Source organism: Haladaptatus caseinilyticus (assembly GCF_026248685.1).
Taxonomy (GTDB): Archaea; Halobacteriota; Halobacteria; order Halobacteriales; family Haladaptataceae; genus Haladaptatus; species Haladaptatus caseinilyticus.
Map to the genome: position 1 here is coordinate 2571087 of NZ_CP111036.1, position 24122 is coordinate 2595208.

Annotated in this window: 26 protein-coding genes; 14 read left to right on the forward strand and 12 right to left on the reverse strand. The window is 58.8% G+C overall.

From position 1 onward, the window contains the following. Positions 1 to 48 precede the first annotated feature (48 nt). Together OOF89_RS13905 and OOF89_RS13910 are read left to right on the forward strand one after the other, a co-directional pair. Positions 49 to 900 carry a UbiA family prenyltransferase gene (locus tag OOF89_RS13905; protein ID WP_266077251.1) on the forward strand — a complete coding sequence of 284 codons (852 nt, stop codon included), beginning with the start codon at positions 49 to 51 and terminating at the stop codon, positions 898 to 900. 112 nt (positions 901 to 1012) lie between these two features. Beyond that, positions 1013 to 1444, forward strand: a complete 432-nt coding sequence (locus OOF89_RS13910) for an NUDIX hydrolase (protein ID WP_266077253.1) — start codon at positions 1013 to 1015, stop codon at positions 1442 to 1444. Positions 1445 to 1588: 144 nt separating this feature from the next. Here OOF89_RS13910 and OOF89_RS13915 read toward each other — a convergent pair whose 3' ends face one another. Continuing rightward, the gene (locus OOF89_RS13915) at positions 1589 to 1837 is read right to left on the reverse strand and encodes a hypothetical protein (protein WP_266077254.1); all 249 of its coding nucleotides are present in this window, start codon (positions 1835 to 1837) and stop codon (positions 1589 to 1591) included. Positions 1838 to 1882: 45 nt separating this feature from the next. Between OOF89_RS13915 and OOF89_RS13920 the strand changes: the two genes are divergently transcribed. After that, positions 1883 to 2764, forward strand: coding sequence for an alpha/beta fold hydrolase (locus tag OOF89_RS13920; protein ID WP_266077256.1), 882 nt, complete (start codon positions 1883 to 1885; stop codon positions 2762 to 2764). A 47-nt stretch (positions 2765 to 2811) separates the two neighbouring features. After that, complete coding sequence (locus OOF89_RS13925; protein WP_266077258.1) at positions 2812 to 3477, forward strand: type 1 glutamine amidotransferase; 666 nt, start codon at positions 2812 to 2814, stop codon at positions 3475 to 3477. On the opposite strand, the gene OOF89_RS13930 is transcribed toward OOF89_RS13925, so the two are convergent. Further along, positions 3461 to 4642 (reverse strand): redox-regulated ATPase YchF, encoded by a 1182-nt coding sequence (locus OOF89_RS13930; protein ID WP_266077260.1) that lies wholly within the window; start codon positions 4640 to 4642, stop codon positions 3461 to 3463. The genes OOF89_RS13925 and OOF89_RS13930 overlap by 17 nt on opposite strands. 163 nt (positions 4643 to 4805) lie before the next feature. Here OOF89_RS13930 and OOF89_RS13935 point away from each other — a divergent pair, with 163 nt between their 5' ends. Together OOF89_RS13935 and OOF89_RS13940 are read left to right on the forward strand one after the other, a co-directional pair. Beyond that, a complete protein-coding gene (locus OOF89_RS13935) occupies positions 4806 to 5015 on the forward strand; it encodes a dodecin family protein (RefSeq protein WP_266077262.1) in 210 nt (69 codons plus the stop codon). Positions 5016 to 5203: 188 nt separating this feature from the next. Continuing rightward, positions 5204 to 5599: a hypothetical protein gene (locus OOF89_RS13940; protein WP_266077264.1), complete on the forward strand. Its 396-nt coding sequence runs from the start codon at positions 5204 to 5206 to the stop codon at positions 5597 to 5599. Between the two features lie 55 nt (positions 5600 to 5654). Here the strand turns inward: OOF89_RS13940 and OOF89_RS13945 are convergent, their stop codons facing one another. Next, positions 5655 to 6389, reverse strand: a complete 735-nt coding sequence (locus OOF89_RS13945) for a GNAT family N-acetyltransferase (protein WP_266077266.1) — start codon at positions 6387 to 6389, stop codon at positions 5655 to 5657. Positions 6390 to 6762: 373 nt separating this feature from the next. Here OOF89_RS13945 and OOF89_RS13950 point away from each other — a divergent pair, with 373 nt between their 5' ends. Next, the gene (locus OOF89_RS13950) at positions 6763 to 7158 is read left to right on the forward strand and encodes a DUF2267 domain-containing protein (protein WP_266077268.1); all 396 of its coding nucleotides are present in this window, start codon (positions 6763 to 6765) and stop codon (positions 7156 to 7158) included. On the opposite strand, the gene OOF89_RS13955 is transcribed toward OOF89_RS13950, so the two are convergent. The 5 genes from OOF89_RS13955 to OOF89_RS13975 all read right to left on the reverse strand — a co-directional run bounded on the left by OOF89_RS13955 (position 7155) and on the right by OOF89_RS13975 (position 12730). Next, the gene (locus OOF89_RS13955; RefSeq protein ID WP_266077270.1) at positions 7155 to 7535 is read right to left on the reverse strand and encodes a hypothetical protein; all 381 of its coding nucleotides are present in this window, start codon (positions 7533 to 7535) and stop codon (positions 7155 to 7157) included. The two genes, OOF89_RS13950 and OOF89_RS13955, sit on opposite strands and share 4 nt — an antisense overlap. A gap of 13 nt (positions 7536 to 7548) precedes the next feature. Further along, a complete protein-coding gene (locus tag OOF89_RS13960) occupies positions 7549 to 9222 on the reverse strand; it encodes an FAD-dependent monooxygenase (RefSeq protein ID WP_266077272.1) in 1674 nt (557 codons plus the stop codon). A 6-nt stretch (positions 9223 to 9228) separates the two neighbouring features. Next, entirely contained in the window at positions 9229 to 10767 is a 1539-nt protein-coding gene (locus tag OOF89_RS13965) for an electron transfer flavoprotein subunit alpha/FixB family protein (protein WP_266077274.1), read from the reverse strand. A gap of 2 nt (positions 10768 to 10769) precedes the next feature. After that, positions 10770 to 11618 (reverse strand): electron transfer flavoprotein subunit beta/FixA family protein, encoded by an 849-nt coding sequence (locus OOF89_RS13970; protein ID WP_266077276.1) that lies wholly within the window; start codon positions 11616 to 11618, stop codon positions 10770 to 10772. 170 nt (positions 11619 to 11788) lie between these two features. Beyond that, a complete protein-coding gene (locus OOF89_RS13975; RefSeq protein ID WP_266077278.1) occupies positions 11789 to 12730 on the reverse strand; it encodes a polymer-forming cytoskeletal protein in 942 nt (313 codons plus the stop codon). Positions 12731 to 12874: 144 nt separating this feature from the next. On the opposite strand from OOF89_RS13975, the gene OOF89_RS13980 reads away from it, so the two are divergent. Both OOF89_RS13980 and OOF89_RS13985 read left to right on the forward strand, forming a co-directional pair. Then, entirely contained in the window at positions 12875 to 13072 is a 198-nt protein-coding gene (locus tag OOF89_RS13980) for a DUF5800 family protein (protein ID WP_266077280.1), read from the forward strand. 59 nt (positions 13073 to 13131) lie between these two features. Further along, positions 13132 to 13263: a hypothetical protein gene (locus tag OOF89_RS13985; RefSeq protein ID WP_266077282.1), complete on the forward strand. Its 132-nt coding sequence runs from the start codon at positions 13132 to 13134 to the stop codon at positions 13261 to 13263. Positions 13264 to 13434: 171 nt separating this feature from the next. Here the strand turns inward: OOF89_RS13985 and pan1 are convergent, their stop codons facing one another. Continuing rightward, positions 13435 to 14649, reverse strand: a complete 1215-nt coding sequence (gene pan1 / locus OOF89_RS13990; protein ID WP_266077284.1) for a proteasome-activating nucleotidase Pan1 — start codon at positions 14647 to 14649, stop codon at positions 13435 to 13437. A gap of 142 nt (positions 14650 to 14791) precedes the next feature. Here pan1 and OOF89_RS13995 point away from each other — a divergent pair, with 142 nt between their 5' ends. From OOF89_RS13995 to rad50, 3 genes are all read left to right on the forward strand, one after another. Then, a complete protein-coding gene (locus OOF89_RS13995) occupies positions 14792 to 15067 on the forward strand; it encodes a MarR family transcriptional regulator (RefSeq protein ID WP_266077286.1) in 276 nt (91 codons plus the stop codon). Positions 15068 to 15216: 149 nt separating this feature from the next. Then, complete coding sequence (gene mre11 / locus OOF89_RS14000) at positions 15217 to 16602, forward strand: DNA double-strand break repair protein Mre11 (protein ID WP_266077288.1); 1386 nt, start codon at positions 15217 to 15219, stop codon at positions 16600 to 16602. Beyond that, positions 16599 to 19265 carry a DNA double-strand break repair ATPase Rad50 gene (gene rad50, locus OOF89_RS14005; protein WP_266077289.1) on the forward strand — a complete coding sequence of 889 codons (2667 nt, stop codon included), beginning with the start codon at positions 16599 to 16601 and terminating at the stop codon, positions 19263 to 19265. Before mre11 ends, rad50 begins: the two co-directional genes overlap by 4 nt. On the opposite strand, the gene OOF89_RS14010 is transcribed toward rad50, so the two are convergent. From OOF89_RS14010 to OOF89_RS14020, 3 genes are read right to left on the reverse strand one after another with little or no spacing between them, the layout of a single operon-like run. After that, complete coding sequence (locus OOF89_RS14010; RefSeq protein WP_266077291.1) at positions 19242 to 19676, reverse strand: DUF7346 family protein; 435 nt, start codon at positions 19674 to 19676, stop codon at positions 19242 to 19244. The genes rad50 and OOF89_RS14010 overlap by 24 nt on opposite strands. Positions 19677 to 19700: 24 nt before the next feature. Next, on the reverse strand, positions 19701 to 20036 hold the full coding sequence (locus OOF89_RS14015; RefSeq protein ID WP_266077293.1) for a DUF7322 domain-containing protein: 336 nt from the start codon (positions 20034 to 20036) through the stop codon (positions 19701 to 19703). A 58-nt stretch (positions 20037 to 20094) separates the two neighbouring features. Continuing rightward, complete coding sequence (locus tag OOF89_RS14020; RefSeq protein ID WP_266077295.1) at positions 20095 to 20280, reverse strand: DUF7331 family protein; 186 nt, start codon at positions 20278 to 20280, stop codon at positions 20095 to 20097. A 107-nt stretch (positions 20281 to 20387) separates the two neighbouring features. On the opposite strand from OOF89_RS14020, the gene OOF89_RS14025 reads away from it, so the two are divergent. Then, the gene (locus OOF89_RS14025) at positions 20388 to 23069 is read left to right on the forward strand and encodes a DNA-directed DNA polymerase (RefSeq protein WP_266077296.1); all 2682 of its coding nucleotides are present in this window, start codon (positions 20388 to 20390) and stop codon (positions 23067 to 23069) included. A 150-nt stretch (positions 23070 to 23219) separates the two neighbouring features. Beyond that, a complete protein-coding gene (locus tag OOF89_RS14030) occupies positions 23220 to 24122 on the forward strand; it encodes an ABC transporter ATP-binding protein (protein WP_266077297.1) in 903 nt (300 codons plus the stop codon).

The window sequence follows — 24122 nt, forward strand, 5'->3', positions numbered from 1 at the left end:
CTCCACTGGCCTGAGATTTTATCTCCCTTGACCTCGTGGTTCGACGACATGCCCATTTCGCGCCACGGTACCGGCGCAGTTCCTGCCCTTCGTGCCGTCATCTCGCAGATACATCCGGTGTTCATGCTTCCACCCATCGCGGCATCGTGGTTCGGGAGCATGCTCGCCGGAGAATTCCTACTCGTGACGGGTGCACTTCACATGGCCGCCATCTTCGCCGGAGTCTACACGGCCCACGTCAAGGACGGCTACATCGATTTTCACATTCGAGGCGAGGACGACGACCATCCACTCACCCAGTGGGGCTGTAAACTTCTCTTGGCCGGCGCATCTGCGGTCTTTTTCGCCTGCCTCGTCGGTCTCTGGGTCTTCGTCGGAATCGGTGCCGCGCTCATCACGCTTCCGGGGTGGGTCATCGGCTATCTCCACGCGCCACAACTCGACATGCATCCGATTTCCGCAACCAGCGGATATCCGCTCGGCATCGCCATCGCCATCCTCGGCGGGTACTACACGCAAACCGAGACGCTCACCCCGATCGCACTCGCATTCGCTGGCGTCTTCCTCGTCCTCCTCTCGGGCGTGAAAGTCATCGACGACGCGCAGGATTACGAGTACGACCGCTCCATCTCGAAGCGCACCGTCGCCGTCGTTCTCGGGAAGGAGCGAGCGCGAACGACGGCGTTCGCGCTCATGGCGTTTTCCCTGCTCTGTGTCCTCGGCTTCGCCGTCGCACAGGTATTCCCGCCGAGTACAATCCTCGCGGTGCTTGTGTTCGCAGTTATCGCGACCGTCGCTTATCGAGCGGGGCCTGAACTCGCCACGATGCTCCTGATTCGAGGGTCGTACGTCTTCCTCGCGCTCTTGCTCGCGGCGGTTTGGTTTCGGCCGCTCTCCTAATGGTTTTCGTCAACACCACAGCGACCCCCGTCGTACACACTGCCAGCGACCCTCGCGAAACGACCCTGACCGTGACACTTACACCGTCCGCCTTCATCTAACGAGTATACTCGTGACCGAATCAATTCCAACCGAGGAGAAAGCATACGCCTACGTCACCCGTGATATGCGGGAGGCGCGTGAACTGCTCGTGTTCGAACATCCCGACCCCGCGGGTGGCGTGCAGGTTCCGAAGGGTGGTATCGAGGACGGGGAAGCGCCACGGGATGCGGTCGTCCGGGAGGTTAAAGAGGAAAGTGGGCTGACCGAGTTCGAGGCGATACGCTCGCTGACGACCGACGTGTGGCACCACTACGAGAAGCCGAAAGCCTACCGTCGTCACTTCTTCCATCTCGTCGCGGAGGAACGCCGCGACGAATGGCGACACACGGTTACCGGCGACGGCGAAGACGAGGGCGTCGTCTACGACTATTTCTGGATTCGCCCCGGGTCGATGTCGCTCGCACGGGACATGGACGACTACATCGAAAGGGTGCGGAAATAGCGACGATTCGAGCGACCGACACCGTTCTACCCACTCCGCCTCGAACGTCGATTTCGCGACGACGCGCCCGCAAAATCGGCGATTTCGGTCACGTTTTCTTCCCGGCACCACGAGACACACTGTTCGTAGACGGGGATGGAAACCTCACCCGTATCCCGAACGAAACGGCGTTTCTCCGCCCTCAAAAGATACGCGGTGAACGCACGAGTGTGTGTGTGTGTGTGTGTGTCCGTCCGTAAGCGTCCACTTGCCGCCGATATCTCGGACCGGAAGCGGGTCGTCGTTCGGCGAGTCGAAATCGAACCAGCCGATGACGGACTGGAGCTTCGACTCGTCGAGATACGACTGGCTCGGGTGTTCCGACGGCATCGGAACCAGGAACGATTCGGACACGGACATACCTCAACGCTTATTCACGAAAATCTCATCGACACGGGTATGCCCGAATTGATCCACGACGAAGCGGTCGTCAACGGCGTGCGCCTCCATTACGTCGAAGCAGGAGACGGACCACTGGTCGTCCTCTTGCACGGCTTTCCCGAGTTTTGGTACTCGTGGCGCGACCAGATTCCGGCGCTCGCAGACGCAGGCTATCACGTCGTCGCACCGGATCTGCGCGGGTACAACGCCTCCGAGAAACCGAGAGGAGTCGGAGCGTATCGACTCGACGAACTGGTCGGTGACGTCGTCGGACTCATCGACCAGTTCGATGCGGAGGAGGCTCACGTCGTCGGCCACGACTGGGGTGGCGCAATCGCGTGGGAAGTCGCCAGCCGTCACCCGGACCGCGTCGAACGACTCGCCATACTGAACGCACCGCATCCCGACCGGTTTCGTGACGTGCTTCGCACGCCCGAACAACTGCGCCGGTCGTGGTACATGTTCTTCTTTCAACTGCCGTGGCTTCCCGAATTGTTCCTCTCCGCCCGTGACTACACGACGATCGAGGAGATATTCCGCGATGGCACGGAAAACCCGGACGCGTTCGGCGAGTCCGAGGTTCAACGGTATGTCGAGGCTGCGGCACAACCGGGTGCACTGACGGGTGCCATCAACTACTATCGCGCTCTCTTTCGTGAGCGCGTACCACAGGAACTCCGGACGGTAGTCAGCGGTTCTCGGGACGATTCCGACGTTTCCGTCCCAACCCTACTGATTTGGGGCGAAGAGGACACCGCACTCGGAATCGAACTGACCGAGGGGTTGGAACGATGGGTACCCGACATTCGGGTGGAACGACTGCCGGACGCGAGCCACTGGGTCCAGAACGACGAACCGGAAAGGGTGAACGAACTGCTGGTCGAATTCTTCGAGGACTGATCCTATCGGGCATAGTTTTTTGATCGGCACCCCCCGATAGTCGGCCGATGTTGCTCGTGTTGGAAAACGAGGTAGATCCCGAGTTACGCTACTTCGGCCGCGAGATGCGGTCGTATCTTCCGGAGCATACGGTCCACGACTTCGCGAACGAGGGGGGCCATCCGTCGCTGTCCGAAGTGAGTGGCGTCATCATCTCGGGAAGCACTGCTGGAGTGTACGAGCGTGCGGAGTACCCGTGGATGAACGAGGAAATCGAATTCGTCCGCGAACTGGTCGAACGCGAGATACCGACCCTCGGCGTCTGTTTCGGACACCAAATCGTCAACCACGCGCTCGGTGGGTCGGTCGAACATCGCGGATTGACCAACGAACTCGTCCGCGCTGACCTCGCGGACGACCCGCTTTTCGACGGCGTCTCGTCGGTGCTTCCGGCAGTCCACGGCGACCACGTCGTCGAAACCGGCGAGGGAATGGAGACGATCGCCTCGACGGAACACAACGAGCACTTCGCCACCCGACATCGAGACGTGCCGCTGTGGACGACGCAGTTCCACCCGGAGTTGACGAATTCGTTGCGCCCACGAGTCGGGAGGGATTTCGGCTGGCAGGAAACCGACGAGTCGTTCGCCGACGTCACTGGCGAACTGGTGTTCGAAAACTTCGCGCGACTGGTGGAAGACCACGACAGCCGAGATTCTACTTCGCCGTGCTGACTATTTTTATCACGTCGCCCTCCTCCAACTCGTACGAATCGCCGATATCGCGGTTCGTCTTCGCGTTCACCGCATGCAGATAGCCGTCACCGATGTCGCTGTGAACCGCATACGCGAGGTCAACGGGGGTTGAACCGTCCGGAAGCAAGAACGCATCGGGAAGGACGTTACCTTGACCGTCGGTCCACTTCGATTCGTTCTGCACTGGATAGGCCGTGATTCGGTCGAGGAGGTCGTAGACGGCAGTGTCGAGTGCCTCCTGCACGCCGGTTCCGCCCCACTCATTCATGACTTCGCTTATTCGCTCGAGTCCGGCCCGCTGTTGGCCGCTTAGGTCGCCGATGATTTCGAAATCATCGTCGCCGGAATCGTAATTCACGACCCCAGCCTCGACTCCCTGTCTGAGGGCGAGTTCACCCTCCGCGGTTGCGGGAATCACGGGTTTGCCCGTTTCTCGCAGTCGCTCGATGTTCTCCTCGGGCGCGATATCGGCCTTGTTCGCCACGAGGATGATCGGCTTCGTTCTGGCACGGACGTCGCGGGCGAGCGCCTCACGATGCTCGTCCGTCCACTCACCCGGATTGGGAGGATATTCGAGTTCACGGAGGCTTACCCCCACGTCGTGTTCCGTCGCACCGAACCCCGTCAGCATCTCCGAGAGCGCCTCGTCGATGTCGAATCCGGGCGAACGGGATTGACGTTCGACGGTTTCCCAGTTACGCTCGATGATCCCTGCGAGCCACTGGTCCATCTCCTCCTCGATAAAATCGACTTCCTCGACGGGGTCGTAGCTTCCGACTTCGACGGGTTCTCCTTCCTCGTTCGTCCCACCGGATGCGTCCACGACGTTGACGATAGCGTCCGCGTTCGTCAGAGCGTCCAAGAACTGGTTGCCAAGCCCTCTTCCTTCGTGTGCCCCCGGAACGAGTCCGGCGACGTCGAGCAGTTCGATGGGCACGTAGCGTTTTCCGTCGTGGCAATGTTCGTTGCCACATCGTTCGTCGCGTTCCAGACAGGGGCAATCGGTGCGGACGTGGCTCACGCCGCGATTCGCGTCGATGGTCGTAAAGGGATAGTTCGCCACGTCCACGTCAGCCAGCGTTGCCGACTTGTAGAACGTGGACTTCCCGGCGTTGGGTTTGCCCGCGAGCGCGATGGAAATCATGTCCGTCGGTAACAGGGATATCGGGAATTGCCTTTCGGTTTTTCGAGATGATGGTGGGTCATGCTGATCGTACGACGTGGCTAACGAGGGTGAATCGACACACGAACACCTCTTCAAAGGCGGCCACAAAACGCTACCTCGATGCTAGCGTAGAGCGTATGCCATGACGGCAGTGAAAATCATCAAAGTGCTCGGCACCTCCGAAGAGTCGTGGGAAGACGCCGCCCGAGAAGCGGTCGAACAGGCGAGCGAGACCATCGACGAGATTCACGGTATCGAAGTCGAAGACTGGACGGCGAACGTCGAAAACGGACAGATTACGAATTACAAGGCGACCGTCGAAGTCGCGTTCCCCGTGCACCACGACCAGTAGGGAGTGGGGGTACCAACGATTTGACATCCGATTTTTCGAGAAGCGACATCACAGTAACCACTATTCCTACCGGCAGTGCTGTCTCCTGTCGCCATATTCAACTCCGTGAACGCCGAACGGAGAACACCTGCATAGCCATCGATCACCGAACGCACTCTACGGGGTTTCCATCGACCGAAACGCCAGCCATGACTACTACATCCTACCGACCGGGAGTTTGTAACATCAGTCGAGAACAGCAACGTCAGCGGTACGCCGTCGCCGCAATCGCGTTCGTTCTCGCGGGAGGCTACCTCGCCGTCTGGTTCCGCCTGTCGCTGCCGCCGGTGGCACTGTTCGGCCTGTTCATCCCGCTCGCTATCGGTATCGAATGGTTCATTCAGGGGTGGTTTCGGTTCTGCGTTTGGCTTGCGCTGCGAAACCGCTACGATTTCACGCCGTTCGGCGACGAAGGCTCCGTCTCGGATCGGACGAACCGACAGGCCGACCAGATCTCTGCCGCGAAGATCACCGCGGCAGCCATCAGCCTTTCAGCGGTTCTTACCGGGATTTTCGTCGCCTTCGCCGCGCTACTCGGCGTGTGAGTGTTCGAGTTCCGGAACGGTTCGAAAGAACTGAGGGCGACGGTGAAACGAATCGCTACAACTTCACCGCCATCATCACTTCGTCCACGTACTCACCGTTGATTTTGTAATGGTCCTCACGCACGGCCTCGGTCTCCCACCCGTGGGCCTTGAGGAACTCGATGGCGTTCTGGTTGGTCGAGGGAGCGCTCTGGTAGACTTTCTCGTAGTTGTTCGACCCGGCCCACTCCAAGCCACGCTCGAGCAGATGGCTCCCGATTCCGTGGCCGGTGTACTCGTCCAGGACGCCGACCGTCAACTCGGCGGTGTGACTGAGTTTATCCAGTTCCGGGGCGTGCAGATGCACCCATCCGACCACGTCGTCGTTCACCGTGGCGACGAAGAACATCCGTGATTCGAGTTCGTTGTGCCGGAGCAACGCCTCCTGATGGTCGATTTCGTCGGCGACTGTTTCGGCGACGATATAGGTTCCCTCCTCCGCAACCTGTCGAATCGCACCGACGATACCGGTGAGGTCCTCCTGTCGGGCGGGGCGGATGACGAACTCGACGTCTTCGTCGATGAACTCCTCTTCGGCGCCTGTTTCGAGCGAAACCGTGAGGACATCGTCGTCGTCTTCCGAGAGGTAGCCATCTCGCCGCAGGATGGCGACGTGGTGGCGGAAGCCGCCGGGATCGATACGGAGCGATTGCTGTACCTCGTCCGCGTCGGCCCTCCCGTGCCGTTCCACGTATTCGTAGATGCGCTTGCGGTCTTCGTGGCCGAACTCTAGCTTCTCGGAAAACTCCATGCACACTGTTACCATGTATTCCTACTTATTTTTACCGACGGATTAGCCAGCGCGGTGAAAGGTGTAGTGAAGCGTTGTAGCGGAGATTCGAAGGGGTCCGATTCGTCTGCGCCGCTAACTGTTGCTACTTCCGAACTGAACCACTACTGCCCTGCATACACGCGGCTCTGCCGTCGTCTCGCAACGTACGTCTCTCGACTGTCCCGGTACTCCGTTCCATGCAATTCGGAAAGGCGTGGAACACCTCGCCAGTCACTACCCTCAATCGCTCCCTGCACTACTTCGTTTCGTCAATCATCGATCGATGGGGCATTCACGACTCCTGCCATTCGATTCTTGTACTTTCCCGTCGTTTGAGCATCGGGGGGAAAACATGGACTACAGTCAGTTTATCGGACAGGTACAGCACCGACTGAAGTTGGACACACAGGGAAAGACCGTAAGAGCCATTCGCGCCACACTGACGACGCTCGGCGAACGATTGCAACCCGGCGAAGCGAAAGACCTCGCAGGGCCGCTCCCGATGGAAATCGACTGGTATCTCGAACGGGCCGAATCAGGCCAACGGTTCCATTTCGACGAGTTCGTTTCACGCGTCGCCGAACGCGAGGGTATCGAAAATCAGGACGCACTCTTTCATGCGAAGGGCGTGATGTCCCTCGTCGCAGAAGTCGTTCCGGAAGGCGAGTTTCAACAGGTCCGCCAGCAGTTACCGGACGAGTACGACCCGTTGTTCGAACTCGTCGGAAACGAAAACGCGTTCGACTAATTCCGTGTCCGGCGAGCCTCGGGACTCGGAACGTGAGTTAGCAATTGCACGGCGTCGTGGATGTCGTGTGTCTTCACGACGAGTTCCGCGACTTCTCGGACCGTACACTCCGTTTCTATTTCGTAGCCGTAACAGCGCGCGTACAGTGCCAGCCAGTCGTTCAGCGCCTGCTCCAATCGCGTCATCTCCCATTCGTCGAACCGCGCGAACTCGCCCGTCCGTCCCTCTATATACACGGCAACCACATCGCCGACGCCCGAGCGCAGGAACGAAAGCGCCCGTTTTTCGTCCGGCGGATTTGTTGGCGGGTCGAACGACTCACGATCGGCTTTCGCTCGCTTGGCGAGGGTAGCGATTCTGTCGCGGTACTCGGTCATCCGTCCCTCCTCTTCACCCTTGTTTGAACTCGACGCCCTTGTTGCCGCGTGGATGCTCCCACTCCGTCTCGGCGACGATGGCGCACGTTCCACACTCCACGCACGGTTGGGTGTCGAGACTCACGATTTTCTCCTCGTGACCGTTCATCTGTACGGTTTCTTCGCGATAACAGCCGCCGCCGAAATCCTTCGCGCTGACGGGGCAGGCCGACACTGCTGCACCGCTCGCTTCGTAGGAGTCGTTCCGGAGTCGAATGTGCGGGTTGCCCACGTCAGTATCGTAGGTCAGGTCACCGATTCGGTCGGCGAGGCTCTTCGGTTCGACTTCGTTCTCGTCCTCGATTTCGGTGCCCAGTTCCTCCGCGATAACCGTCGGAAGCGTGACGTAGGGCGTCTTCGTATCCGGAATCATCGAGGAAAGGAACGGGGAACTGTACAACCGTTCGAGCTGTTTCTCCATTGCTCCCGAGCGAAGCACCGCCCGTCCGATCGGCGACGAAAGCAGGGAATCAGTGAGGCCGGCCAACTGCTCGTTCTCGCCGAGTTTGCCGAGGGTTCGGTACTGACGCGGTCTGAGTTTGCCCATCACGCCTTCGTCCTTCAGCTTCTTTTCGTAGAGGCGGCCCGCCTTCTCGGAGTCCCCGCGCATTCGCGCCTCCGCGAACGCTTCGGCGGCGAGCGCGCCCGCACTGACGGCGTGGTTCATTCCCTTGATAATCGGCCCCTGCGCCTGCATCTGCCCACCAGCGTCGCCGACGAGAACGAGTCGCCCGCGATGCGGCGCGGGATGTGCTGCTTTCTTCGAATCGGGGACGAGTTTCGCGCTGTACTCCACTTCGTCGTAGTGGCCGTTCAACCATTGGGCGAGCAGCGGATGGGTTAACAGATTGTCGAGCAGTCGGTGTGGCTCCGCCTCCTCCGCAACGAGGCTGTCGAGGTGGAAGACGGTCCCGATCGAAAGGGAATCCTGATTCGTGTAGAGGAAGCCACCGCCCCGAACGTCGTCGAAGAGGTTCCCCGAGAACAGGTGTGCCTCACCCGTGTCCGAGCCGACATCGAATCGATCCGCGATGACGTCCTCGGGCATGTCGATGACGGCTTTGACGCCTTGGAACCACTCTTCCGGTTCGTCCCAGTTCATCAGTCCCGCATCGCGTGCGAGTTCGCTGTTTACGCCGTCCGCCGCGACGATGAAATCGGCTTTGATTGGGTCGAGTTCGTCGCAGGTGACGCCGACGATTTCCCCGTTTTCGCGGAGCAGACCGTTCACCCGAACGCCGGTTAGCAGGCCGCCGCCCGTTTCGCTGGTCATCTCGTGAACCTGATCGGCGAGCCACGAGTCCATCTTTCGCCGGAGCACCGCGTCGGACCACTCCGTGTCGTGTTCGTGGAGTCGGGTGATATCGAACGATTTCACCTTCTCGTCGGCCACGTTGTGGATGTTGTAGCTCGTAATCGGGCGTTCCGCCGCCTCCTCGCGGAAGTCGGGAAACAACGAGTCGATGGTGTATGGAGCCGACTCCTCGGCGTAGATGAGACCGCCGGAGACGTTTTTCGCCCCGGCCTCGACACCGCGTTCGAGGACGAGCGTTTCGATTCCGTTTCGTGCGAGCGTCGCGGCCGCCGCGGCCCCGCCGGGACCGGCACCGACCACGACGGCTTCGTAATGTTCGTAATCCTCTATCATCGTCGATCAGTCATCGTCTTCCGCTACGACCGCACTCAGTTCGCCCGCCTCGACCGCTTCCGTGAGGCGGGGGAGCACATCGAAGAGGTCACCCTCGATGAAGTAATCGCTGAAGTCCCGAATATCGGCGTCCGTATCGGTGTTGATGGCGATGATGGTGTCGGACTCGTCCATCCCGACCTTGTGCTGAATCGCGCCGCTGATACCCGCCGCGATGTAGAGCGGCGGTTGGACGATTTGACCCGTTTCGCCGATTTGGCGCTCCTCGCTCACGTACTGTTCGACGTGACCGTCCACGCTGTACGACGCCGTAACCACGCCTCGTGAAAGGCCGAGATCGGCGTCGTCGAAAGCGCCGACGAGGTCCAACGCGAGCTCGATTCCCTCCGTCGGGTCGTCGCCGATACCGCGGCCGATTGCCACGATAACCTCGCGCCCGGTCAAATCGACGCCCGTATCGAGCGTATCCCACTCCGATACTTCGACGCGATACCAGTCGTCGGGTGTATCGATGTCGTGTGAGACGATTTCGCCTTCCCGTTCGGGATCCGCTTCCATCGCATCGAAGCTCCCCGGAATCACGGAACAGCCTTGTGGGTGGAACTCCCGATCCGGGTTGTCGATGCAGAGGATCGTCGAATATTCGAACCCGGAGAAGTCGGGACGTTTCATGTGAAGGATCCGCTCGAAATCGATCTTCTCGCCGGGTTCTCCCGTTTTGACGGGATTGCTGATGAGTTCGTTGGTGATGGTGAGTCCCGAACAGTCGCTCGCGAGTCCGGAGTCGAGTTCACCCTGTACCTGCGCGGAGAGATCGCGTCCGTTGTTCGTCGCCGGGAAGAGGAAGTAACGCGGTTTGTCGTACTCCTTCCAGTCGGTCTCCGCACGAGCCATGTCCGCGACGATTTCCGTGTACGGCTTGTGTCGGAATCGTTCCAGTCGCTCGTCGTCGTGGTACACTGCCACGTCGGCGCCGAGGGAGATACATTCCTCCGCGAGGTCGCGCATATCGTCACCGACGAGGACGGCCACGACCCGTTCGTCGTCGCCGTACTCGTCTTCGTAGCCGTCCATCAACTCGCGGGCCTTCCCGAGCATCTCCTTCGATACGTCGAGGAGTTCGCCACCCTGTGTCTCGCAGTAGACCCACATGTCGCGGTAGACGCCGTCCTCCAACGCTCTGACGTGTTTTTTGTCCGCGGTGGGGTGACTGAGGCCGTCGTCTTCCTCCTCGTCCGTTTCATCGGACTCGGCTTCGGAATCGGACACGTCCGATTCCGAAGTCGTTGCCTCGCCTTCGTCGGGGTCTTCCACGTCTTCCGCGGTCGATTCGTACTCTCCCTCGGTTCCCGTGTCTCCGGCTTCGTCCGTGCCCGTATCGTCGAGTTCGTCGATTCGGGCCTGGATGACTTCCTTCGCCGTTTTTCGGTCTTTTCCACTCTCCTCGTCGGCGAGCAGGTCGTCCAGCGTGCCGGGGTCTTCGACGGTCTGTACGTCCTCTTCGAGTTCCTCGACGGTTCTATCGCCTGGGTTTACGTCCGTCATGATTAGTCCCCCGTCGCGAACGGCCGCATCGTTTCGAGCACTTCCGCCATCGCGTCCTCGTCGTCGGGCGTGACCATCGTGGCGTCCCGCTCGGCGGGAGCCTTCGGAATCGGGTCAACCGACGACACGATCGTCGGCGACCCGTCCAGTCCGATATACTCCGGGTCGAGATTGAGGTCGGCGTGATCCCACGTCGAGAGGTACTCTTCGTACTCCTCGGCGCGTATCTCCGTCTCGGCTTTCAGGTGCTTTTTCCGGAGTCGGTGGGCCGCCTTTCTGTACGACGGTTCGTATTCGGGGTCGGTGACGATGAACGCCGGAAGCGGCGCGGTGACCGTCTCGATTTCGTCCACGTCTCCCTCCACCAGGCGCTTCGCACGCACTTGTCGCTCGTCTTCGTCCACCTCCATCGCGATGACGTGGGTGATGATCGGATAGTCCAAACACCACGCCGTCTGTGGCCCGGTTTGACCCGTTTCGCCGTCAGCAGTTTTGAAACCTGCAAAGATGAGATCCGGTTCACCGATTTTCTCGATGCCCGCCGAGAGGGTGATTGCCGTCGCCCACGTGTCGGCGGCGGCCATCTCCCGGTCGGAGAGGAGATAGCAGTCGTCGGCGTACACCGTCATCGCTTCTCTAAGGACGTCGGCATAGCCCGGCGGTCCCATGCTCATCGCGCTCACCTGCCCGCCGTGCTTCACCTTCGTTTGGAGCGCGGCTTGGAGGGCGAACTCGTCGTTCGGGTTCATTACGGTCGGTGTTTTTCCCCGTTCGAGGTGACCATCCTCGTCGAACGACACTTGGCCCTCACGGAAGTCCGGAACGCCCTTGGTCAACACGACCGAGTGCATCGATACCTCCTGCCATGAGTGTGTTTAGTTTGCATGCGTCACTCTGTACCAAATCCCCCAGACGTTATTATACTGTCGGAGAACCAACAACTAATTGACATTCTTCCGCGATACCGCTCGCTGACGATGTCTGTCACTCTTGTGAAACAACCACGAGAACGTGTCAGAAATTAGGCTTGTGGGGCAGGACCGTCGGACGTGCTGCGTTCTCGCTTATGGGACGTTTCGGCCGTTTCGACCTCATCTTCGGCGGTTTCGGATTCGTCGGTCGGTTTCCGCTTCTCATTTCGAATCATCGTCATCTCGCCACGGGCACGCATGATTCCATCGGCGGTGGCGTTCTCGTGGAATTCGAGGTCCGTACAGGAAACGTCGCCGAGGATTTCCGCCTCGTCCTCGAGGACGACGGTTCCATTTCGGGTCGTCACGTCGCCGTGAATCCGCGTCCCGGACCCGACGACGATGTCCCCGCGAGCACGAAGGCTGCCGAACACCTCGTTGTCCTCGCCGACGACGATTTCCTCAGCACGGATGTTTCCGTGGAGGCGACAGTCGTCGCCGATAGTTGCGGGAGTCGAGACGCGCCACGCATCGTCGCTGACGTGCGCACCCCGAGGGATGACCGCCGGGTTCGCGTCGCTTCCCTCCAGCATCTCGTCGATGACGTTCTGGGCGGCTTCCTCCTCGCCGAGCCGGAGCAGTTGGGAGAGATAGACGAAGAGAAACACGACGGTCGGCATCGGGTTCCGAATGACGATCCATCCGTTCGCTTCGAAGCCGTCGTCGATGTGAACGTCGTCGCCGATGTCGAGATCTCCGCTGACCATCAATCGTCCGTCGACGTGAACGCGCTCGCCCAAGTACGCGTCCTGTCCAACGAGAACGTCGCCCTCGACTTCCGACCAGAGGTCGAGGCGACAGTCCGCCTCGGCTTCGATATGCCCGCCAAACGTCGTTCGCTCGCCCGCGATGACGTGGTTTCCACGCACGCCGAACTCGACAGTGCTCTGTGCGCCGACGATGATGTCACCGTCGGTTACAAGGTCGTGTTCTTCGACGGTGGTTCCGTCGGGGATCGATAGTTCATCCAGTGGGTCGGAGCGAAGCGGCACACATTCTACCAGCGAGTCCCGCGTAATAAATCCTCCCGAGAACGTCTGACGCTCGTCTGCCGAAATCACTGAAGCGTTTTTGCGACCGCTTCGATTCCACATCGTTTTGTAGCTTTTTTATTTGCCGCGAGCAAACGATGGGGTATGACTTCACTTTCATTCGACGACGAGGGTGTCGATGTAGTTCACGAGGGGACGGAGTTCCGGATGTCGAAAGACCTCATCGAGGAGGCGACCCAGAAGTCCTACTTCGACGTAACCGACCACGAGGTGCTTCGCCTCGTGGAAAAAAACCCAGCGCTCGGCGGACAGGCGCGACGAATCGGCGACATCATCCGATAGCACATTCGGAACGGAGTCCCATCCGATAGGATTTAGGTAATCCCGCCGAAGGGTCGAACATGAACCTTCCAGCCGACTTCGACCACCCCGCGTGGCTGACCGCGGCGAGCACGATCGCATCCTATTTGCTTATTCTCGTCGTTATGACCGTTCTGCTGTTTGGGGTTCCGTACCTGATCTTCAGCGCGTAGGATGCCGGAGTTCATCTCGCTGGCGTAGCTTCTTTGCGTCGTTGTGATTGCCGATGAGTGACCGCCCCCGGTTCGAGTTTCACCGAGCGGTTACTGTCGTCACGATACTAACCGCTTTCGGAGATGCGAAAATCGAAAGACGAAAACCGAAAGGACCGACTGTGGAATACCTCAGGCGAACGTCTTCGAGACTTCGTCGTCCTCGTCTTCCTCTTCGATCTTGCTTTTGGCGTCGAGGAAGTCCTGCATCTTGATTTCGGTACGGTCGTCACGGATGGCGAACATCCCGGCTTCAGTACAGATCGCCTTGATGTCGGCACCGCTTGCGTCGCCCGTCTCGACGGCGAGTCGCTCGTAGTTCACGTCGTCGGCGACGTTCATGTTGCGAGTGTGGATGCGGAAGATCTGTTCGCGACCCTCGTCGTTCGGGTTCGGCACTTCGATGAGGCGGTCGAAACGACCGGGACGGAGGATGGCACGGTCGAGCATGTCGAAGCGGTTGGTCGCCGCGATGATGCGGATCTCGCCGCGTTCCTCGAACCCGTCCATCTCCGAGAGCAGTTGCATCATCGTCCGCTGCACCTCGGCGTCGCCCGACGTTTTCGAGTCGGTGCGCTTCGACGCGATGGCATCGATTTCGTCGATGAAGATGACTGCTGGCTCGTGATCACGGGCGACCTGGAAGAGGTCGCGGACGAGTTTGGCACCCTCACCGATGAACTTGTGGACGAGTTCCGATCCGGCCATCTTGATGAACGTGGCATCGGTCTGGTTGGCGACTGCCTTCGCCAGCATCGTCTTCCCGGTTCCAGGTGGCCCGTAGAGCAGGACGCCGGATGGCGGTTCGATACCCACGTCTTCGAACATGCCGGGGTTCTCCAGCGGCATCTCGACGGTCTCGCGGACCTCGTTCATCTGTTCTTTCAGTCCACCGATATCCTCGTAGGTCACTTCCGGACTCTTGGTGACCTGCATCACGCGAGCGCGAACGTCCGTTTCGTCGTCTAGCGTCTTAACGATAGAAAGAGAGTTGTTGACTGCGACACGGGAGTCGGGTTCGAGTTCGGCGTGCATCTCGTCAGTCACTTCGGTAACGGCTTCCTGATTGTTACCGTGCTGTTTGATGATCACGCCCTCCTCCGTAACCTCCTGGACCGTGGCGACGAACAGTGGCGATTGTTTCAGCTTCTTGTTCTCGTGCGTGAGTCGTTCGAGCTTTTGCTGATACTTGTTGTTCTCCGCGTTCGCGTCGAGGAGTTTGTCCCGCATCTCCTCGTTCTGGGATTCGAGGACTTCGAGGCGTTCTTGGAGCGCCTCTATTTTCTCCTGTCTGGACGTACTCTCCTCGTCGTAGGGGAGATCTACGTCATCCACAGTATCGGTCATCAGTTCCGGGTAAGTGCCTGTCTCTTAAGAGGCTTCGGGTGACAGACCTTTTCGAGGTGTTTTGCTGCCCATCAGGATAATTCCTGAAGGTAATAAACTAGAAAGGGAAATATTATTACCCTGTATTCGGAATAGGTGATTGATGAGTGTGCCAGAGCTATCCCAGTCGAACAATAGTCGGTTACAGGACGCGGATTCGACCGAGGTCGTCCGTGACCTTCCACCGAGTGCAAAGCTAGTCGCAAAAGTATTGGAATACAACGAGACGATGTCCCAGAGTGACCTCGCGGACGAAACGCTCCTTCCGCCGCGTACCGTCCGCTATGCGCTGAACCGTCTCGAAGAAGAAGACCTCGTGGACTCGCGGTTTTCGTTCTCGGACGCCCGAAAACGCCTCTACTCCCTCGACGTCGAATAGACCGAACGTTTTTATCTGAATACGCGGCCAATGGCGGCCATGTCTTCGGAACCCCTGCTTGTCATCTCCACCATCCATCCCTCGTTCTCACGACCGCGTCGTGTCGCTCACGGAAATCATTTAACAGCAGGCGGCCAACGAACAAATCAATGACACGGGTGATTCACACGGGCGACACCCACATCGGGTATCGTCAGTACCATTCGCCCGAACGACGGAACGATTTCCTCTCCGCGTTCGACCGCGTCGTGGACGACGCAATCGAAGACGACTTCGACGCCGTCATCCACGCTGGCGATTTGTTTCACGACCGCCGACCTGGACTCTCCGACCTCCACGGAACGATTTCCGTTCTTCGGAAACTCGACCGTGCAGGGATACCGTTTCTCGCTATCGTCGGAAACCACGAGAGTACCCGCGGCGAGCAGTGGCTCGACCTCCTCGAAACCCTCGGGTTGGCGACCCGACTGGGTGCGAAACCGGTCTCAGTCGGCGACACAGCGTTTTACGGCTTGGACCACGTTCCCGAATCGAAGCGGGACGACCTCGAATACGAGTTCGAGCCCCACGAGCGGGACCATGCAGCGCTCGTCGCGCACGGACTGTTCACCCCGTTTGACTTCGGAAACTGGGACGCTGACGTCGTGCTTACCGAATCGTCGATATCGTTCGACGCGATGTTACTCGGCGATAACCACAAACCGGGAAAAGAGCGCGTCGAGGGGACGTGGGTCACGTACTGTGGTTCGACCGAGCGCGCGAGCGCGAGCGAGCGCGACGACCGTGGGTACAACATCGTCACGTTCGACGAGGACGTGGCGATTACTCGTCGGGGAATCGAAACCCGAGACTTCGAATTCATCTCGGTCGAGCTCGACCGAGAGGAGGGTATCGACCGCGTCCGCGAAGTCGTCCGGGAGTACGATCTCGACGATTCGGTCGCGCTGATTTCCATCGACGGTGACGGCGGAGACGTCACTCATGCGCGCGTCGAGGAGTTCGCATTGGACGAAGGGGCACTCGTCGCACGAGTCAACGACCGACGTGAAATCGAGTCGGAGGACAGTGACCATTCGGTTTCGTTCGCCGACCCGGACGACGCCGTCAGAAAACGGGTTCGTGGAATGGGTCTCAGCGAGACGGCCCACGACGTAGACGAAATCGTTCGAGCGAGCAAAGTTGCGGACTCGAACGTTCGGAGCGCAGTCGAAGAACACGTCATCGACCGTATCTCGGAGGGGATCGAAGCGTTCGAACCCGCTTCCGAGGAGGGGGATGCGGACGAAGGAACCGACGAAACGACTGACGTAAGCGCCAACGGACAAATGAAGCCCGAAAAAGAAACAGGCGACTCCGCAGAAGCATCCGATGCATCGGACCCCACCGATACGGCCGGTGAAACGGCGGATGCAGAGGCGGACACGGCTGCGACGGCGGACGCCGGAGATTCCACCGACAGCACCGACAGCACCGACACCTCGGATTCAGCGGGCACGGCTATCGATGACCAAGTCTCGATGGAGGATTACCTGTGAGGTTCGACCGAATTCGGCTCTCGAATTTCAAATGCTACGAAGACGCGGACTTGCATCTCGACACGGGTGTCACCGTCATCCACGGTCTCAACGGGAGCGGCAAATCGTCATTGCTCGAAGCGTGCTTCTTTGCCCTCTACGGTGCGCGAGCACTCGACCGAACGTTGGAAGATATCGTCACCATCGGCGCGGAGGACGCCGAAGTCGAACTGTGGTTCGAACACGCAGGCGGCAACTACCATATCCATCGTCGAATTCGAGCGACTGGGGATTCGGCCCAGACCGCAAAGTGCGTCCTCGAAACCCCCGAGGGCAGTTTCGACGGTGCACGGGACGTTCGTAACCACATCACCTCGCTGTTTCGCATGGATGCGGAGGCGTTCGTCAACTGTGCGTACGTCCGTCAGGGCGAAGTGAACAAACTCATCAACGCGACACCGACCCAGCGGCAGGACATGATAGACGACCTCCTCCAATTAGGAAAGCTGGAGGTGTATCGGGAACGGGCTAGCGATGCCCGCCTCGGCGTCAAAAGCGTTCTCGACGACCGCCGTGGTAGTCTCTCCGAACTCGAATCACAAATCGAAACGAAGGAGGAAAAGGATCTCCACGGATCGCTGAACGACCTCGAATCGAATCGGAAGGAGACGGAAGCCGATATCGAACGGTACGAGAAACAGCGCGACAACGCTCAACAGACCCTCGATGACGCGAAAAACGTGCTCGAAACGTACGATGAAAAGCGTGACGAGCTATCGTCACTCGAGGACGATATCGAAACGCTGCAGACGGAGATCACGGAAACCGAACAGGAACGAGAAACCGTCCGAGGCCAGGCAAGCGAGATACGGGAGCGAATCACGGAGTTGGAATCGGACGTCGATGCCGCGCTCGACGAGACGGAACTCGATACGGCGACGGAAGATGCCATCGACGCACGAATCGCCGAACTGGATGCGAAAGACGAGGAGGTAAGCGAGGAGCTGGAAGACGCCCGGATGAAAGCCCAGATGTTCGACAATCAGGCGTCGAATCTCGCCGAACGCGCGGACGAACTCGAAAAACGAGCGCAGGAAAAACGAAGTCGGGCCGAACACCTCACCACGGAAGTCGAGAGTGCGACTACAGAACTCGAAAACCGCCGCGAGAAACTAACCGAACTGGATACCGAAATCGAATCACAGCGCGAAACGTTCGAGGACTCGCCGGTCGAATTCGGGGAAGCAGACGACCATCTCGAGTCGCTTCGAGTGGAACTAGCCGATTGTCGGGAGGATGTAACTGAGTGCCGAACGAAACTCCGAACCGCGAAGGAACAGGTCGAGGAAGCGGAAGAGCTGCTTTCGGCGGGGAAATGTCCGGAGTGCGGACAGTCGGTCGAAGAATCGCCGCACGTCGATACGATAACCGAAGACCGTAAACGGGTGACGGAACTCGAATCCCAACTCGATGAACTCCGCGAAAGACGGACGGAACTCGAATCGAAAATCGAGACCGTCGAATCGCTCGTCGCCGCGGAAAACCGCGTCCACGAACTCGAAAACAACCAACAAAACGTCGAACAGTTGATCGACAGCCGTGAGACAGCGATCGAGGAGAAACGAGAACAGGTCGAAACCCTCCGCGAGGATGCCGAGGAGCTACTCTCCGACGCGGAAAGTCGAACGGAGGATGCGGCGGAACTCGAATCGAAGGCTGAAACGCACCGTGACACCGTCGAAGAGCTCGAACGGGAGGAGGAGGTGATTGTCGAGTCGCGCGAACAAATCGAGCGAATCCGATCGCTGCGTGGGGAAATCGAGGATTTGGAAGGGGAACTCGAGAGTTTCAGCGAGAAGCGAACTCACCTCGAAGCGTTGAACGACCAACGGCGAAGACGTCTCGCCGAAAAGCGGTCGCGGCACGCGGACCTAGCGGAGACGTACGACCAATCCCGTGTCGAAGAGGCACGCGAGAACAAGAAAAAGGCAGAAACGTATCTCGAAAAAGTGGAAGCGGAGTTGACTACCCTTCGTGAACGACGTGATGATCTCATCGACCGAATCGGCGGCGTCCGTGGCGAAATCGAGGCACTCGAAAACCTACGTGACCGGCGTGACGCCGTCGAATCGCGCGTGTCCGCGCTTGAATCGCTGTACGATGAATCGGCCGACCTACAGGCGATGTACGGCGATCTGCGTGCGGAACTCCGCCAGCGAAACGTCGAAAGCTTGGAACGAATGCTGAACGAAGTATTCGACCTCGTTTATCAGAACGATTCGTACTCGCGCATCGCCCTCGATGGCGAATACCGCCTGACGATCTATCAGAAAGACGGTGAACCCCTCGATCCCGAACAGCTATCCGGCGGCGAGCGAGCGTTGTTCAACCTCAGCCTGCGATGTGCTATCTATCGACTCCTCGCGGAGGGCATCGAAGGAAACGCACCGATGCCGCCCCTGATACTGGACGAACCTACGGTGTTCCTCGATTCCGGTCACGTTTCACAGCTCGTTACACTCGTGGATTCGATGCGCGAACTGGGCGTCGAACAGATAATCGTCGTCAGCCACGACGAGGAGTTGGTCGGTGCCGCGGACGACCTCGTACAGGTAGAAAAGGATTCGACGACGAACCGGTCGCACGTCGAACACGGCGATTCACTGGTCGAACTTTTGGGATAGGTGTTCGAGCCCTTCGATCGCTGTGTCGGTCAATTCGTACCCGCGTTCACCAGCTACGCGACACTCGCGAACGAGCCCGGCGGCACGAAATTCGGCAAGGAGACCGTGGAAATCGCTCTCGCAGAGAGCATACGATGTGAGGAGTTCCCGAACGGGCACCGCCCCTCGGCTTTCGAGTTCGAGCAACAACCCGATCGACCGCTCGCTGTGGACTGCGGTAAGGATTCGACGAGTCGGCGATGGCACCCTGCGAGCGGCTGTTTCCAGCGGTGACTCACCCTCCACCGACGTGAGTCGCTCGTTTTCGAGGTATGTCTCGTCCCCCGTTTGCGGGTCCCGGACGAGGCTCGATTCGCCGGATCGTTTGACGAGAAGGTATCGGCGACCCGATTCGTCGCGAACGGTTTGCATACTATAACTAGTTGTTTCGGTCGGTTAGTCCTTCTGGAACGATCGATAGCGACTGTAACCGCGTGTGAACGCTATGATACCGATGGCGATGAGGAGACCGCCAAACGTCCATCGCCGTTCGAACCCGACGAGCATGAGTCCGAGACAGAAGGTGAACAGGGCGATGTTGAACAGGATGACCTGTGCCCAGAACTCCTTTTGTATCTCCGGGTCCGCATCCCCGTCGATGGGTTTCGGCGCTGCTGGTGGATTCGTCTCGAATCGGTCGGATGGGTCACGAACTTTCGGAGCCATATCCGGCTCGTCGATATATCCCGGGTCGTCCGACCCGTCGTCGTCGTGACCGAATTTATCGAACACCAGCCAGATGTATTGCGCGTAAAAAGAAAAACGTTCGGAGTCGGAGTGATTCGCCGATTCAGACCTGTTTCTTCAATGTGACCGCACTCGACGACTTGAGCCAACCGAGCGGATTTTCGGCGTCATAAAATACGACACCGTCCTCCGTCTCATAGGCTTCGATCGAACTCATCGGCTCATCGGGAGCCGGTAGCTCGGTTTCTGCGCGGTCCAGCGTTCCGTCATCAGTTGCACGGTCAGACATTGGCTTGACCTCAGCCTATGCTATGCGTTAGCATATTAAGTCTCTTTCCCTTCAGGCACTGTTTCAAACGGGAGGGTTTTTACCGGGAAGCGCCAAAAACAACCGACATGACTCAATCTGGGCTTGGTGACTTCGCGGGCGGAGACGAGCGCCCCGCGGCAGAAGCCCACGCCGTTGCAGGAAACGACGACACGACGGCAACTGTCGTTGACGCCGATACGGACTGGCTTCCGGATTCGCAAGGTGAAATCGAACTGGCAGTCACGCAGGTCGATTACACCATCGAAGGATACGGTGACGACGAAACGCCGATAATCCACGTCTTCGGGCGCACTCCGGACGACGAACACGAGCACGTCCGTGTCGTCGGATTTCGGCCGTACTTCTATGCACCGACGAAAACGCTCACCGAGGAGAAACTGAACGACGACCGTCTCACTGGTTCCGAGGAGGGGTACGAAAGTATCCGCGGCGAGAAACTGACGAAGATATTCGGTCGGACGCCACGCGACGTAGGGAACATTCGCGACCAGTTCGAACACTACGAAGCGGACATCCTGTTCCCGAACCGCTTTCTCATCGACAAGGACATCAAAAGCGGCATACGCATTCCGGAACGTCGGCAGGAGGACGGCGACCTCGTCGTTCAGGAGAACGAAGTCGAAGCAGCGGAGGTGCAAGCAAACCTTCGTGTCCACACGTTCGACATCGAGGTGGACGACCGCTCCGGCTTTCCGGAGGACGGTGAAGAGCCGATAATCTGTCTTACGAGCCACGACTCCTACCGGGACGAGTACATCGCGTGGTTGTTCGACGCACCCGATGGAGATGCCGACCTGCCGGACGGCCTGCCGGACTACGAACCGCTCCGCGACGGCCCCGAAATCGACGTTCGAACGTTCGAGGAAGAAGAAGCCATGCTGTCGGCGTTCCTCGACTACATCGACGACACCGACCCGGACGTGCTTACCGGTTGGAATTTCGACGACTTCGACGCGCCGTATTTCTTAGACAGGTTGGAACGACTCGACGGCCAACATCACGACTACGATCTCGACTACGAACGGCTCTCACGCGTGAACGAGGTCTGGCGGAGCGATTGGGGTGGTCCGACCGTGAAAGGTCGCGTCGTCTTCGACCTGCTGTACGCCTATAAGCGAACCCAGTTCACCGAACTCGACTCCTATCGACTCGACGCTGTCGGTGAGACGGAACTCGGCGTCGGCAAGGAACGCTACGCTGGCGACATCGGCGACCTCTGGGAGGAAAACCCCACACGATTGCTGGAGTACAACGTTCGGGACGTGGAACTCTGTGTCGAACTCGACAAAAAGCAGGACATCGTCACCTTCTGGCGGGAGGTCGCCTCGTTCGTCGGCTGTAAACTCGAAGACGCAACGACGCCCGGCGACGCGGTGGACGTGTACGTCCTCCACAAAGCGCACGGTCAGTTCGCGCTCCCCTCGAAGGGACAGTTCGAGGCCGAGGATTACGAGGGGGGTGCGGTGTTCGATCCGATTACCGGCGTCAAGGAGAACGTCACCGTGCTCGACCTGAAGTCGTTGTATCCGATGTGTATGGTGACGCTCAACCTGTCGCCGGAAACCTCGGTCGATCCCGAGGCGTACGACGGCGACACTTACGTCGCGCCCAACGGGAGCCATTTCCGGAAGGAACCCGACGGTATCGTCCGGGAAATCATCAACGAGACCCTTTCCGAGCGTGAGGAAAAGAAATCGCTTCGGAACGAACACAGTCCCGACAGCGCGGAGTACGAAATCTTCGATCGTCAACAGGCCGCGGTGAAGGTCATCATGAACTCGTTGTACGGCGTACTGGGCTGGGAGAAGTTCCGCCTCTACGACAAGGAGATGGGTGCTGCCATCACCGCGACCGGCCGGGAAGTCATCGAGTTCACCGAGACAGCGGCGAACGAAATCGATTACAACGTGGCGTACGGCGATACCGACTCCGTAATGCTCGAACTCGGGGGCGACATCGAAAAATCAGAAGCGCTAGACCAGTCGTTCGAAATCGAGGAGCACATCAATGCGAGATACGACGAGTTCGCACGCGAGGAACTGAACGCCGAGGAACACCGCTTCCAAATCGAGTTCGAAAAGCTGTACCGCCGGTTCTTCCAGGCGGGCAAGAAAAAGCGCTATGCGGGTTATATCGTCTGGAAAGAAGGCAAGGACGTGGACGATATCGACATCACCGGCTTCGAGTACAAACGCTCGGACATCGCCCCGATCACGAAGGAAGTCCAACGGCGGGTCATCGAAATGATCGTGACCGGGGAGGATTTGGATGACGTGGAAACCTACGTTCACGACGTTATCGAGGACTTCCTCGGCGGCAACGTCGATTTGGACGAAATCGCTATCCCCGGCGGAATCGGCAAGCGACTCGACAACTACGACACCGACACGGCACAGGTTCGCGGCGCGAAGTACGCCAATCTCCTCCTCGGAACCAACTTCCAACGCGGGAGTAAGCCGAAACGACTCTATCTGAAGAAAGTCCATCCGTCGTACTTCGAGCGAATCGAGCGGGAGAGGGATTTGGATGCTCGACCGGATACGCTGTACGGCGAGTTCAAACACGAACAGGACGTTATTTGCTTCGAGTACGCGGACCAGATACCCGAGGAATTCGAGGTGGACTGGGACAAAATGCTCGATAAGACGCTCAAGGGACCGATTGCACGCGTCCTCGAAGCACTCGATATTTCCTGGGAAGAAGTAAAAACGGGCCAGCAACAGACGGGCTTGAGCAGCTTTATGTAGCTGGGTTAAATGGCACAAGATTGAGGATAAACTGGGCGAGTTTCCCGATATAGAAAAAGAATTTTTTCTTTCCAGAAACCGATTGCATACGAATGCGAAACCGTTATGAGACGATATACCCTTGCTTCATACGTCTTAGGTGAACCTAACATGGCAACGCTTGAACTAAAAAATGTCCACGCAGAGGTCGTGGAAGAAGGTGAAAAAATCCTCAACGGCGTCGATCTCGAAGTAGCATCCGGCGAGATTCACGCCCTGATGGGACCGAACGGGAGCGGAAAATCGACGACGTCGAAAATCGTCGCAGGACACCCTGCCTACGAAGTTACCGAAGGTGAGGTACTGCTCCACATCGAAGAGGACGAGTTCGACGACATCGAGATTCCGGACGACCTGCGCACTTGGAACCTTCTCGAACTGGAACCGAACGAGCGTGCCGCGCTCGGTGTCTTCCTCGCGTTCCAGTACCCCGCAGAAATCGAGGGCGTCACGATGTCGAACTTCCTCCGTACCGCACTCAACGCGAAACTCGAAGATCGCGAAGAGCTCTTCGAGGAAGACGACGGGGAGGAAGAAGAGGAAGAGGCGGGCTACGACACCAGTCCGATGGAAGGCCCCGCCGACGACGGTGAAGTCAGTGTCGCCGAGTTCCAGGAACTCCTCAAAGAGAAGATGGAACTGCTCGACATGGACGAGAAGTTCGCGATGCGATACCTGAACGCTGGCTTCTCCGGCGGAGAGAAAAAGCAGAACGAGGTTTTGCAGGCCGCAATCCTCGAACCGTCCATCGCGGTGCTCGACGAAATCGACTCCGGACTGGACATCGACCGTCTGCAGGACGTTTCGAACGGAATCAACGCACTGCGCGACGAACAGGGTACTGGTATCCTCCAGATTACCCACTACCAGCGTATCCTCGACTACGTCGAGCCAGATACGGTTCACATCATGCTCGACGGGGAAATCGTCATGGAAGGCGGACCGGAACTCGCCGAGGAACTCGAGGACAAGGGATACGACTGGGTCCGCGACGAAGTCTACCAGACTGCGTAA

Excerpts from the sequence above, each read along its gene's own strand:
- OOF89_RS13905 (WP_266077251.1), top strand. The coding sequence starts at position 49 with ATGCCCATTTCGCGCCACGGTACCGGCGCAGTTCCTGCCCTTCGTGCC.
- OOF89_RS13960 (WP_266077272.1), bottom strand. The coding sequence starts at position 9,222 with ATGATAGAGGATTACGAACATTACGAAGCCGTCGTGGTCGGTGCCGGT.
- OOF89_RS13980 (WP_266077280.1), top strand. The coding sequence starts at position 12,875 with ATGACTTCACTTTCATTCGACGACGAGGGTGTCGATGTAGTTCACGAG.
- pan1 (WP_266077284.1), bottom strand. The coding sequence starts at position 14,649 with ATGACCGATACTGTGGATGACGTAGATCTCCCCTACGACGAGGAGAGT.
- OOF89_RS14025 (WP_266077296.1), top strand. The coding sequence starts at position 20,388 with ATGACTCAATCTGGGCTTGGTGACTTCGCGGGCGGAGACGAGCGCCCC.
- OOF89_RS13965 (WP_266077274.1), bottom strand. The coding sequence starts at position 10,767 with ATGACGGACGTAAACCCAGGCGATAGAACCGTCGAGGAACTCGAAGAG.
- OOF89_RS14010 (WP_266077291.1), bottom strand. The coding sequence starts at position 19,676 with ATGCAAACCGTTCGCGACGAATCGGGTCGCCGATACCTTCTCGTCAAA.
- OOF89_RS13995 (WP_266077286.1), top strand. The coding sequence starts at position 14,792 with ATGAGTGTGCCAGAGCTATCCCAGTCGAACAATAGTCGGTTACAGGAC.
- OOF89_RS13985 (WP_266077282.1), top strand. The coding sequence starts at position 13,132 with ATGAACCTTCCAGCCGACTTCGACCACCCCGCGTGGCTGACCGCGGCG.
- OOF89_RS13945 (WP_266077266.1), bottom strand. The coding sequence starts at position 6,389 with ATGGAGTTTTCCGAGAAGCTAGAGTTCGGCCACGAAGACCGCAAGCGC.
- OOF89_RS13970 (WP_266077276.1), bottom strand. The coding sequence starts at position 11,618 with ATGCACTCGGTCGTGTTGACCAAGGGCGTTCCGGACTTCCGTGAGGGC.
- OOF89_RS13950 (WP_266077268.1), top strand. The coding sequence starts at position 6,763 with ATGGACTACAGTCAGTTTATCGGACAGGTACAGCACCGACTGAAGTTG.
- OOF89_RS13940 (WP_266077264.1), top strand. The coding sequence starts at position 5,204 with ATGACTACTACATCCTACCGACCGGGAGTTTGTAACATCAGTCGAGAA.
- OOF89_RS13955 (WP_266077270.1), bottom strand. The coding sequence starts at position 7,535 with ATGACCGAGTACCGCGACAGAATCGCTACCCTCGCCAAGCGAGCGAAA.
- OOF89_RS14020 (WP_266077295.1), bottom strand. The coding sequence starts at position 20,280 with ATGTCTGACCGTGCAACTGATGACGGAACGCTGGACCGCGCAGAAACC.
- OOF89_RS13935 (WP_266077262.1), top strand. The coding sequence starts at position 4,806 with ATGACGGCAGTGAAAATCATCAAAGTGCTCGGCACCTCCGAAGAGTCG.
- OOF89_RS13925 (WP_266077258.1), top strand. The coding sequence starts at position 2,812 with ATGTTGCTCGTGTTGGAAAACGAGGTAGATCCCGAGTTACGCTACTTC.
- mre11 (WP_266077288.1), top strand. The coding sequence starts at position 15,217 with ATGACACGGGTGATTCACACGGGCGACACCCACATCGGGTATCGTCAG.
- OOF89_RS13920 (WP_266077256.1), top strand. The coding sequence starts at position 1,883 with ATGCCCGAATTGATCCACGACGAAGCGGTCGTCAACGGCGTGCGCCTC.
- OOF89_RS13930 (WP_266077260.1), bottom strand. The coding sequence starts at position 4,642 with ATGATTTCCATCGCGCTCGCGGGCAAACCCAACGCCGGGAAGTCCACG.
- OOF89_RS14030 (WP_266077297.1), top strand. The coding sequence starts at position 23,220 with ATGGCAACGCTTGAACTAAAAAATGTCCACGCAGAGGTCGTGGAAGAA.